Source organism: Komagataeibacter intermedius TF2 (assembly GCF_000964425.1).
Taxonomy (GTDB): Bacteria; Pseudomonadota; Alphaproteobacteria; order Acetobacterales; family Acetobacteraceae; genus Komagataeibacter; species Komagataeibacter intermedius.
In genome coordinates, this window is record NZ_BANF01000132.1 from 1 (window position 1) to 11,406 (window position 11,406).

Below are 11,406 nucleotides of genomic sequence, written 5' to 3' on the forward strand. Positions count from 1 at the left end.
TTCGTCTCCGCCATCATTGGAATTAACTGACGACACACCCTAGCTACGTAGAACTTCTGACCAACACCTTTAGCTGTTATACTGGCTGCCATTTCGTGCTCGCTACCCATTCGCCCTTGATTCTCTCGGATATCAATCCCGATGCGTTGAATGTGGTATCTCTCGATCCTGAACGAGGGCATATAGAAGATGCTCGTGGGTATGCAGGCAAGTCATATGACTTCTTACTTGCAACAGCATTCAACGAACCGGGGAATAATAATTTATATCTAAAGGAAGAGATTATTAAGGCGCTGCGGATGGCCAGATTACATCATCATCGTATGTCAATACAATGACGATTCTGAGTGAGAGTCTGCCCAAGCTCGATCCACAAAGCCCTGTTGCGCAATTGATTAGGGAATTGCAGGCTGCTGCGGTGGAAATCAAGAAATGATTGTGACGCCAGTCGTCTATTGCGAGGACGACCAAACCCTCGTTGATGCCTTCAATCATCTCCCGCGACCTAACATGGATAGCAATTACTGGTCAAGCGATGAGCTGAAAGACTTGCGTGGGCGCGTGAAAACTTTCTACATCACTGCGCAAGGCTCCCGTTGTTGCTATTGTAATCGTCATCTCGGCACTGAAAATCACCGTGTGTGGGACGTCGAGCATATTGCCGATCGCAGTAAGCATGCATGGTTCATGTTTACGCCGACGAATCTTGCGGCTGCATGTCTTGATTGTAATACCGCGAAGTCATCGACAGAGGTTCTGACGAATGCGCGCCGGGTAACATATCCATCGGGTTCCCAGCACTTTAAGATTATCCACCCGCACTTTAATCGGTTCGCTGATCATATTCTTAGGGTTGGACAAGTCTATCTTCCAAAAACGTCCAAGGGAAAGTTCACTATATACAAGTGCGATCTCTTAAGATTCGCCGAAAAATATATTGAGTGGGAGAATAGGGCAGTCGACAGACGTTTTGAAACAGAAGTGAGCACGGTGTTTGCAGATGGTCTAATGGCTCAAGCTGCTGTCGAGAATATCATTGCCCAATTGCCGAACGCGGAGTGATCTCGTTAATTTAAGAATTGCTTTATGTCGTTGAATGTGAACCGCCTAGTGACGACGGTCTGGGTCGAGAGTTGGTCTCTCGGCCTCGCTGGCCCCATGGGCATCAGTAATAATTTGCCTTAGCAGCATATTCTGCCGATGGCATGGGGGCGAGAGGCGAGTGAGGATGCTTCCGTATCAGGCGCATGTGGAAAAGAGTGCATGAAAACAGTTATCTGAATCCGCTTTGTTCTCAATTTGGGATTGCTGCAACTTGAGAAGCAATCCTGCCCCCGCAACCAGAAACACCCTCAAAACCCCGCTAAGTCCCTGACTTGGCGTGGTTTTTTGTTGCGCATAACATGACGCGCTATCAAATGTCAAATAATTTCAATGATTTGCTACCTACGGGCACGACCCTTGCCCGGCTTCGTCACAAGGACCGCTGGCTGGGTTTTGCCACGGCACTTGCGTAGACCACGAGCATACGGAGGACCGCAAAAGCCTGCGCAATCGCCATCCGGACGTCCTTCCGCTGGCGGCATCGCTTTCTGGCCGCTCCGTCTTGGGAGCAGCCGGCGCTCATGAGCGGCATAGTGGAGGCGGACGAAACCTTCTTTCGACGGTCCTTCAAGGGGCTGCACGTCTGGGGCCATCCAGGTGAAGGCATTATCCTATCCCGTCCCGCCCGGCCGCCACCGGGGCGCGCCCACCGGACGGCGCGGGACGCCGCTCGACGAGCAGACGCCCGTGCTCGTCATGCGCGATTGCCAACGCAATACGGGCTACGCCATCCTGCCCAACGGACCATCGGCTCCTGCCTCAAACCCATGCTCGCGCCCGATGCCGTGCTCTGCATCGATACCGCAGCCGTCTACAGCGGGATCGCCCGGGAAACCGGTCTCTACCAGGAACCTGTCAACATCTCCGCCGGAGAGAGGGTCAGAGACCACGCCTTCCATCTCCAGAAAGCAGACTTGACACTGCGCTCAATTTATGGAACAAATAAAGAACAATAGATTTTATCTAAGTGAAATCCCATCGTGCCCGTACAGAGGCTGTTGCTTTTATATTCCTTGGTCGTAAAAGAGGATTCTGATGCAGTTTCTCACAACGGTAAAAGCACTCCCTTATGTGTAAAGAAAATAAGCCAAACAATAAGTAATAAAATCTCAAGATCTTCATTTTTATTATGGAAATTCTGAAAAATAGAATTAAATTTCTTACGTTTTCAAATTTTTATTATTTATACCAAAGTGCTGCCTGTAAAGGCGCGTCATTTATGGAGTTTGTCATGGCTTTATCCAAACTTGTCTCTATTTCCGGATCCGTTGGCCGAGGTGGCATCAACCGATCCGAAGATGTTCTTGCTATTCAAAATCTTCTGAATGAACGCCTACCAAAAAGCTTTCCACCCTTGCGTGTTGATGGCAGATGCGGCCAGCGTACCGTCGATGCTATCTCGAAAGCTCAACAAATACTGGGAGACACCGGTCATTCTAGCGGTCGCATAGAACAACGGAGTGCATTGCTTCGTGTGCTCAACACACAAACCCGCCTGAGCGATTCTGTGCAGGTATCAAAAGCTGCAATACAATTTCGTATTCCGACACTATCTGATTTTTTCATTCCACTTAGTGTCGTTAGACGTGGTCTGCCCTCGGCATCTACAGCCGCTTTGATAAGTGAGGCCCAATATCAGCGAATGGCAAAAGCAATCGGCTGTGAAACTGCCGCAATCAAGGCTGTAGTCATGATTGAAGCATCTCCTAATCAACCGGCTTTTGATATTCTGAACCGACCACAAATTCTTTATGAACGACACATTTTTAAAAAAATGACTCACAGTCGCTTTGACGCGATCGCTCCCGATATTTCCGGCACAGTCCGTGGGCCGGGAGAGTATGGAGGTTACAATAAGCAGTATGAACGGCTCAATGCGGCAATGAAGCTAGATTACGATGCAGCTCTCAAAGCGACGTCATGGGGCGCGTTTCAAATCCTAGGTGAGAATTTTCGTCGCGCTGGGTATGGTTCTGTATCTGATTTTGTTCGTGCCATGGGTGATATTAATAAACAGGCTGATGCTTTTGTGAAATTTAATCTCTCTAATAGTAAAATGCGACGCGCTTTGATCAACAAGGACTGGGCAACATTTGCGAGTGTTTACAACGGTCCTACGTACTACAGGTATAATTATGACAGACGCATCAAGGCTAATTACGAAAAAATTATCATGAACACGTTTATTCAAGACCCACCTGCCAAAAATGACATAGACGCGGCTTTTCTAAGAACGGCATGGTCTCAGAGAACACAGCAGGAATTGAAGCAGCGGAAACCGTGAAATATCTGGCGTAAAAGACATGGCCGCTGCAGCGTGCGACGGCGATATTTTCTTATCGTTTCGACGTTCACCGAACTATCTCGCCAAACGATAGTTTCGAGGGGTTGAATGCACGGAGTTGCCGTTCGGGCCAACTCTCCTGTATGGCTAGCTTAATCAGACATGTAGAAAGAGAATAGGATGAAAAATGAATGTATGCCCTTAATCTTTCTATTCCTGATTGTGACCGGGGCAACTCAGGCGGCAACGCCATCTTATGACGTTTATGGATCGTGGTTGATTGCATGCGACAATATTTTGACCTGCGAAGCCAAGGGATTTGTACAGGGTGATGACGATGTCACTTCGACCATGCCAGACGACAGGCCAATCAACGGATCGGTTGACCTGCGCTTTATTCGTGATGCCGGACCGGATGGTGTGATTGAAGCGCGGTTGGCCGCCGGGTTTCCCTTTGGGCTGGCGGATCTGCGTGTGGACGGCAGGCCGTTGTTGTTGGACCGTTCGGCATGGGCACTCAACACACGGGACGGAATCACGATTCTGTCTGGAAAACGGCCTGAAGTCGTTACGGCGTTTGTGGCGCAGTTGCGCAACGGGACAATGCTGCAGGTACGTGATGGGATCGTGCCATTGAACGGGTTAAGTGCTGCAATGTTGCACATGGATGACCGACAGGGAAGATTGGGCGGTGTAACAGCACTGATCCGTACGGGGACGAAATCAGCCAGCGCCGTACCTCCCGCGCCATTACTGCCGCCCGCTCCATCCGCTCATCGCTCCATCGTTCTTGCCCGCAGAGAGCGGGCCCGCTTGATGGCATGGACAGAAAGAACGCAGGTTAAGCTCATAAAAAAGCAGAGTTGTGATAGTCTGGATAAAGGAACTGATAGCCTTCTGGAAACAGAGGCTTACGGGTTGGACAAGAACAATGCGCTTATTTTGTTCGGATGTTCGATGGCGGCATATCAGGGGACGTCCTTGGTTTTTGTCGTCCCGCGCACCGGCAATGGCCAACCTGAGCCCGCCAGCCTGCCAAGTCCCGTCCTGATCAAGGGGGACACAGGCGATGAAGGAAGTATTGTGACAAACCCTGATTTTGACGTGGCGACTGGAACGTTTACGGACTTTTACAAAGGCATGGGTCTGGCTTATTGCGGTGCTTCTCATGAATGGCGGTGGGATGGCCACCATTTCGTTCTGACGAGGATGACCTTTCAGCTTGGCTGTGGCGGCAGCATGTCGGGTGACTGGCCTATTCTGTATCGATCGAAGGTCCAGCAAAGGGAACAGAGGACGGAGTAGGCAGGTTCTGTTTGGACGATTCCGCTCGCCTGGTATTATTGCCATGTCATGCAGCAAGCCCGGGGTATTCTGCAGCCAACCAATCACAAGTATCGTTGGTTGTCTTTCCCCGCAACCATTTCCATCATAACTCACTCACCATCGACGTGTAGGTAATGCCTGCATGTAGCTGTTCAATCCGGACGCCACGCGACCTCGCCTTGCTAGAAACGCTAGAGTGCGTTAAAAGATAATAACCATTCTCATTTGCATGGCGCGAGCGTATAACCGGAAAGAAAGCTTGGGGTGTGACGAAAGACAAGGTCTTTGAGGCGTATCTCAAACATCGCGCGACGCTGATCGAGTACGCGGGGCGAGTTTCCGGCAGATCGGCGGATGCGGAGGACATTGTTCAGGAAGCTTGGGCCAAGGCTGACCATCTCCGGCAGACGGGTGGTCGCCCCATCGAACAACCTTTGTTCTATTTCTATCGGATCGTTAGGAACCTCGCCATCACGGGCTATAGGCGCGCCGTGAAGTTCGAGGATCAAGCCGTACAGAGCGAGACTTTTTACGACTCTTTTCCGGATGATCGACCGTCACCAGAAGCCGAGGTCGCTGGGAGGGAGCAGATTGCTCGTCTGGATGCGGCGATGGCGGACCTTCCGGAACGAACCCGAATCGCGTTGGAAATGTACAAAATCGGTGGCTGCAAGCTGGTCGAAATTGCGGCCTTTCTCGATATGACTGTACCCGCCGTTCATGCGATGATCTCGCGCGGATTACGCCACTGTCGTCGTCGGCTTGATGACGAATAAAGACGTTCCCAATCGTCTGATAAAAGAATGATAGCCTGTCCGGTAGCCATGTAAGGCTGACGGTGTCAGAGGGCGAGTATCAAAGGTGGTGATGACGACGGCGAACGGCGGGATCGACGAACAGGCTGAAGAAGAAGCAGCGGATTGGGATATTCTCCTAAAGGAAGCTCCTGATGACGCCGAGCTTTATGCACGCTTCGAGCAATGGCGGGCCTCGCGTGAGGCAAATGCTATTGCTTGGGCGGCGATCCAGCAGACAGTCGATCTTATCGGTAGAATGTCTCCGACGCATCGGGCTCAATGGGAGCCATTCACCCGTGATCCTCAAGGTGCTGTCCGGTATCCGACACTACGTCGAAAGCGATGGACCATACGGGTCGCTGCGGTGGCTGGTGCGTGTGCAGTGGTCGTTCTGGGCGTGGGTTTGACTGATTGGCGCGGGATTGGTGCTGATTATGTGACGAAAGCGGGAGAGACACGAACCTTCACGCTGGCTGATGGCACTCGCATATTCCTGGCTCCCCGTTCAGCGCTCAAATTAGCGTATCAGCCAGGACAACGCGGGGTGGAGCTTCGCTACGGCGAGGGTTACTTCGAGGTTAAGCATGACCCGGCTCGACCATTTTCTGTCGCTCTCGACGGTGTGACAGTCAGGGATATCGGTACTGCGTTCGATGTAGCGGAAAGCGATAGCGGCGTCAGAGTGGAGGTTGCGGAAGGAGAGGTCGCAGTCCAATCCGACCACGGACTGACACGATCGCTGAAGCAAGGGGAAGCGGCAGCCGTCAAATTGGAGACAGGAGCAATTGAAGGGGTGAACACAACTCCGTTGATCGGGGGATGGCGGCATAATCAGCTTTCGCTTCAGGACGCCTCTATGGCTGAGGCGATCAATCGTCTCCGTCCTTTCTATCGGGGAAAGATAGTCGTTGTCGGTCGTGGCCTGTCTAAGGTTTCGGTGACAGGTTTCTATCGTCTGGATGACCCCGTGGCGACGTTGAAGCTGATGGCGGAACAACAGAAAGTTCGTGTCACTGAACTGACTCCGTGGCTTGTCTTGGTCGCAGCTTTCTGACGGGCCGACGGCCCTTTTTTCCCAGCCGGATAGATTTTTTTTCAACAGCGCGTTGAAAATATCCCCTCTCGTACGTGGAAGGAATAGAAGTCGCAAATGCGAAGAAATCGCATTCTATGCGGCGCTGTCCTTTTCACCCGGAGGAAATGCTGTGAAATCGTCCGCCTACCACGTTCTGCCGCGCGGAAGTTTCGCGTGTTTTCTTATGGTTAGCACTACCTTGAGTTTTGGTGTCGCTGATAAGGCTATGGCTGCAACGGCGACAATCGCCAATCAGCAGTCAACTGAGCAAGCCGCAAACTTTCACATCGCAGCGCAACCACTGGGGCCAGCTCTGGCGATCTTTGGGCAGCAGGCTGGTTATCAGATTACGGCTGACGGAAATCTGACACGCGGCGTCGTGACGAAGGGCGTATCGGGGACGATGTCCGCGTCCTCAGCACTCCGACAGCTTTTGAACGGATCAGGCCTCTCTTATATGGCGAAGGGCCACGATGCGTTTGTGATCGTTAAGGCTTCCGCCAATATCACCCTTGGTCCGGTCCGTGTAGGCGGGACACTCGGCAAAGAAAGCGCAACTGGCCCCGGGGTCGGGTATGTTGCACATTATACAACCGCTGGATCAAAAACGGACACACCTATTACAGAAATTCCCAACTCTATTTACGTTATTACGAAGCAACAACTTCAAGACCAGCAGCCACAAAATATTATGGAAGCGCTGCGATATACACCTGGGGTGTACGCGGACCGGTATGGCACGGGTGACAATGGATCAATGGCTATCAATGGAAGTGGTGCAGGCACCAGTGCTTCTATTATTATGCGCGGATTCAACGCGAGCCAGTTTGTCGACGGACTGAACACCAGAAGTTATACGGCGGGAGAAACAGCATTTGTTGAACGCGTTGAAGCGCTCAACGGACCGGCATCGGTTTTGTATGGTCAGGTCGGAGCCGGAGGCCTAATTGCTACCAGCCTCAAAAAGCCTACAGATACTCCCATACATAATGTTTCAGTCGGCTTTGGGAACTGGGGGCGGTATCAAGCGACCGTTGATATTGGCGATAATATTACTAAATCCGGAAATCTGCAATATCGAGTTGCTGCTATTGGAGTAACCCAAGGCACTCAAACGGATTATATCAATTATAAACGTGTCGGAGTATTGCCTTCGGTTAAATGGAAAATTGATGCAAAGACCAACCTGACATTAATAGGCAGTTATCTTTATACACCTAACGATGGGCTTAACTGGGTTGGATATCCACTTAATGGAACACTCATCCGTAATAACGGTCGCTATATACCTCGCAGCCGTTTTCTAGGTGATCCGAATGTTAACGAATCTGGTGCGACAACGGCTGAGTTCGAATATCAATTTGACCATACGTTTAATAAATACTTATCGTTCCAGCAGGTATTTAGGTATTCTGATTCCCATAATAATATGAATCAACTTTATGAAAATGTATCTGGTAGTGATGCAGATGTTTTTAATCGTTATGCATGGCAAGGGGTAGTTAAAAACAACAACATTGGTCTTGATAGTAGGCTTTTGGCCCACATTCCCTCAGGGCTGTTAAAGCAAACAATTGTGGTAGGTATGGATTTTAGAAAAGTCGACGTATCGCAAAATCTTGCGTATGATTATAACAGCTTCCCAATAAATATTTGGGATCCGGTTTATGGGGGGCAAGTTCCTAATTATTCGCTTACCGGACCAGATCCAGTTGATATTAATGATACAAAATCTTCATACTTTCAGAAAGGTATATATTTTCAGGATCAGATAAAAATTGGCTCTCTTTCGGTTATACTTGGAGGGCGCCAAGATTGGGCGTCTGGCACGACTAATACGTATGTTGGAAGTGGAAATGGTGACGGAACTTACACTTCAGTCCATTACAAACGAACAAAAGGTTATACTGCATCTAAATTTACGTGGAGAGCAGGGTTGACTTACAATTTCAAATTTGGGTTAACACCATATTTTAGCTATGCAACTTCATTTTTACCTCAAGAAGGTGAATATGACTATGCTGGGAAGCCGATCTCTCCGTTGCAAGGTGGACAATTTGAAGCGGGAATTAAATATTATGTTCCCCATACTGATGTATTCCTGACAGCTGCAGCCTATCATATCAAAGAAAATCACTACATAACTAATGATCCTGTGCATCCTGGATACGATATAGATGCAGGAACAGTCGTATCAAAAGGTGTTGAACTTTCTGCTCATGCTAATATTACACGTGATCTTCATTTAATTGCTTCATATTCCTTTACTGATGCGCGTGTCGCGAAAAGCAGTACATCAGAGGATATTTATGATATAAACGGGAATAGTTATGGTTCTGTTTCAGAAAAAGGAAGATATATTAGATCAGTTCCTCGGAATATGGTAAACTTTTTTGTTGACTATACGCTCTCTCAAACCTCATTTCGAGGGATGGGGGTAAATTTCGGTGCCAGATATAACGGCTTCACCTATACAGACAATTCAAACTCTACAAAAGTTCCTGCCTACATTCTTTTTGATTTGGGTGCTCACTACGATTTTGCGAATTTGTCTCCTGCATTAAAAGGTCTTCGTGCTCAGTTGGCGATTTCAAATCTAACTAATAAACGTTATCTTACGTCTTGTTATAGTTATGCGAGTTGCTCGTATGGTCAAGCACGGCGTGTGTATGGGAATCTGTCCTATAGCTGGTGAAATTTTCCCACCCTGAACTACAGCACCTTTTCCCTATTAGTTTCAGCACTTTGCCCCTCATCTCAATGTCAAAGTCGTGGGGCAGGCCAGATGCAAGAAGCGTGGACTGTCCCCGGCAAGATGCGAGGGCAACCCCTGTCAAACTCAGTGGGTGATACTGCGCAACATGCGTGGGGCGTCCCTGCAATTTTCATAAGGTCACGCTGCAAGGCGTGAGAACTCAATGTAACCAGACAAGCGGGGCTGCCTGACTGGCGCGGCGTGTTTTGTCGCGTCCGATCGGTGGCTCCCCAGCCGAGAGGACTGTCTCCATGCCATCCGACATCTGGCATTCCGAGGTCGATCTGGCCATCCTCAGAACCCTCCCGGCCTCCGCCCTTGCCGGGGCTTTCATGCGGCGCTGGTCCGGCTATGTCAGCGATTATCGCGACATTCTGCGGCGGGCCGGAGCCAGCGCCAGTCCCTCGCTCCTGTGGGCGGCGTTCCGGGACCGATGGAGGTTGCAGTTTTGTCCATAATCCAGACGTCCCCATCACCCGGAAACCCGTGATCTGGCGCAGGGAAGATACCACCCGGATCATCAGCCTGACGGATGCGCCAAGGGGCTTCACTGACCTGCGCTCTCTGGATTTCGAGGCAATGGGCCGCGTCCTGTTCGATAGCGAGGATGACGCGGGACGTTCCATCACCGTGACCGGTAACTTCGGGATATTCTCCTTCCTGCTGGATGATCCCGCTGCTGCAAAGCGGCCAGCCGTGGTCATTCCGATAGACCCCCATTACCGAAGCCGCTGTGACGAGGCGAGGCGCTTCGTGTCCCATCATCTCGGTTTCAGACTACCCTCCCGTATGTCTCCTTCCATCACGCCAGTTCGCTCCCTGAATCTGATCCGTCGCCTGCATGCCTATGACCTGTATCGGGCCGGTGCCGATGAACGGCGGATTGCTGCTGTCCTCATCAATCCCCGCGCCCTGACCATGCCGCTGGACGAATGGCGCGATCATGCTTGGCGCAAGTCCGCCAGAGACTGGCGTGATGAAGGGATTGCCTTGGTTAAGGGTGGCTATCTCAAACTTCTGACCGAAGGGTAAAGCCGAAGGGGAGATTCTGCCCCAAAATCCCCACTGTGCAGGCGAAACGGCAGGAGACTGCGCCTGAACTGAAAACCCTGCACACGACCGACCCGCCCTGCACACCAGAAGACAAGGCGCGACCGCGCTTTGTCGCCCGACGTGGCAGGCCGTTTTATCTTGCCTTCTTAATTCTTCATGTTTCCCGATCTGCCCAACACCCGGCACATTCCCGAAATGCTTCCGATGGGACGACAGTTTTCCCCTCTCATGCCGTAAATCCACTGTCACGGCGCGCTCCTTTGCGAAACAGGGACGAACAGGCCATGAGGTGGGGTCTTTGATCGTATCGCCTGAACGAAAATCGGCATCACCTCGGGGGCACCTTGAGTCGCCTCTCGGGATGCAAACGCCCCCACAAAAATTGGACTGCCGGACGGTGTTTGTTCGTGTGGTTGATCGACAAAATCCACTCCGGAAATTGTGCCGTCAACCGACACTCCATGCAGCAGCCGGGTGACTCTGGAGACGTATTTTTTCGTCTCGTCGGGTAGCATTTTTCCTGATGTCAAAAGCTGTTCATACCGCCCGGGACCGGCGTTATAGGCGGCGAGGAAACCCGCATCGCCATAGCGCTCATGCAGCCACCGGAGATAGGCCGCCCCCGCCGCGATATTGTCGTGTGGATCATAGGGATCAGCTCCAAGGTTGAGCGCGTGACGCAGTTCCCGCCATGTGCCGGGCATGATCTGCATGAGGCCCATCGCCCCCTTGGGTGATACCGCCGACGCATCACCTGTACTCTCCGCGCGCATCACTGCCGCGATCCATGCGGGCGGGATGTTCGCCCGCGTGGCCGCCTCGGCGACGTAGGTCTCGAACGGCGCGGCGCTGGCCGTCTGCATGGGGATGGCAAACCCGGCGCAGACCACCAGCAGACCGGGCACTGTTTTAACCCGGATCATGACGGCGTTCGGGGACGGTTCCAGACCAGATGGAACATGTCCTGTTTGAACTGCCCCGGGTTTACCGGAGAGCGATTTGTTCAGTGCTC

General features: G+C 51.3%; 11 protein-coding genes. 10 read left to right on the forward strand and 1 reads right to left on the reverse strand.

Annotated elements, in window-relative coordinates:
- Positions 1-95 precede the first annotated feature (95 nt).
- The 10 genes from B7449_RS19855 (at position 96) to B7449_RS13800 (ending at position 10,373) form a co-directional block, all read left to right on the forward strand.
- Positions 96-338 carry a hypothetical protein gene (locus tag B7449_RS19855; protein ID WP_141654794.1) on the forward strand — a complete coding sequence of 81 codons (243 nt, stop codon included), beginning with the start codon at positions 96-98 and terminating at the stop codon, positions 336-338.
- A gap of 94 nt (positions 339-432) precedes the next feature.
- Positions 433-1,062 (forward strand): HNH endonuclease, encoded by a 630-nt coding sequence (locus tag B7449_RS19860; protein ID WP_141654793.1) that lies wholly within the window; start codon positions 433-435, stop codon positions 1,060-1,062.
- A gap of 464 nt (positions 1,063-1,526) precedes the next feature.
- Entirely contained in the window at positions 1,527-2,060 is a 534-nt protein-coding gene (locus B7449_RS24325; protein ID WP_141654792.1) for a hypothetical protein, read from the forward strand.
- A 173-nt stretch (positions 2,061-2,233) separates the two neighbouring features.
- Entirely contained in the window at positions 2,234-3,388 is a 1,155-nt protein-coding gene (locus tag B7449_RS13775) for an N-acetylmuramidase family protein (RefSeq protein WP_082084876.1), read from the forward strand.
- 180 nt (positions 3,389-3,568) lie between these two features.
- Positions 3,569-4,693, forward strand: a complete 1,125-nt coding sequence (locus B7449_RS13780; RefSeq protein WP_082084877.1) for a DUF1176 domain-containing protein — start codon at positions 3,569-3,571, stop codon at positions 4,691-4,693.
- Positions 4,694-4,980: 287 nt separating this feature from the next.
- Positions 4,981-5,490 carry an RNA polymerase sigma factor gene (locus B7449_RS13785; RefSeq protein ID WP_039735292.1) on the forward strand — a complete coding sequence of 170 codons (510 nt, stop codon included), beginning with the start codon at positions 4,981-4,983 and terminating at the stop codon, positions 5,488-5,490.
- A gap of 91 nt (positions 5,491-5,581) precedes the next feature.
- Positions 5,582-6,565 carry a FecR family protein gene (locus B7449_RS13790; protein ID WP_039735291.1) on the forward strand — a complete coding sequence of 328 codons (984 nt, stop codon included), beginning with the start codon at positions 5,582-5,584 and terminating at the stop codon, positions 6,563-6,565.
- Between the two features lie 220 nt (positions 6,566-6,785).
- A complete protein-coding gene (locus B7449_RS13795) occupies positions 6,786-9,281 on the forward strand; it encodes a TonB-dependent siderophore receptor (protein ID WP_235721142.1) in 2,496 nt (831 codons plus the stop codon).
- Positions 9,282-9,592: 311 nt separating this feature from the next.
- Positions 9,593-9,799: a transcriptional regulator domain-containing protein gene (locus B7449_RS22110; protein WP_039735290.1), complete on the forward strand. Its 207-nt coding sequence runs from the start codon at positions 9,593-9,595 to the stop codon at positions 9,797-9,799.
- Between the two features lie 28 nt (positions 9,800-9,827).
- Positions 9,828-10,373, forward strand: coding sequence for a DNA -binding domain-containing protein (locus B7449_RS13800; RefSeq protein WP_048883720.1), 546 nt, complete (start codon positions 9,828-9,830; stop codon positions 10,371-10,373).
- Between the two features lie 266 nt (positions 10,374-10,639).
- Here B7449_RS13800 and B7449_RS13805 read toward each other — a convergent pair whose 3' ends face one another.
- A complete protein-coding gene (locus tag B7449_RS13805) occupies positions 10,640-11,257 on the reverse strand; it encodes a lytic transglycosylase domain-containing protein (RefSeq protein WP_235721143.1) in 618 nt (205 codons plus the stop codon).
- Positions 11,258-11,406: the final 149 nt, after the last annotated feature.

What these genes read in the sequence shown, in the direction of transcription:
- B7449_RS19860 (WP_141654793.1), top strand. Translation starts at nt 433, where the DNA reads ATGATTGTGACGCCAGTCGTCTATTGCGAGGACGACCAAACCCTCGTT.
- B7449_RS13775 (WP_082084876.1), top strand. Translation starts at nt 2,234, where the DNA reads ATGGAAATTCTGAAAAATAGAATTAAATTTCTTACGTTTTCAAATTTT.
- B7449_RS13780 (WP_082084877.1), top strand. Translation starts at nt 3,569, where the DNA reads ATGAAAAATGAATGTATGCCCTTAATCTTTCTATTCCTGATTGTGACC.
- B7449_RS13790 (WP_039735291.1), top strand. Translation starts at nt 5,582, where the DNA reads ATGACGACGGCGAACGGCGGGATCGACGAACAGGCTGAAGAAGAAGCA.
- B7449_RS22110 (WP_039735290.1), top strand. Translation starts at nt 9,593, where the DNA reads ATGCCATCCGACATCTGGCATTCCGAGGTCGATCTGGCCATCCTCAGA.
- B7449_RS13805 (WP_235721143.1), bottom strand. Translation starts at nt 11,257, where the DNA reads ATGCAGACGGCCAGCGCCGCGCCGTTCGAGACCTACGTCGCCGAGGCG.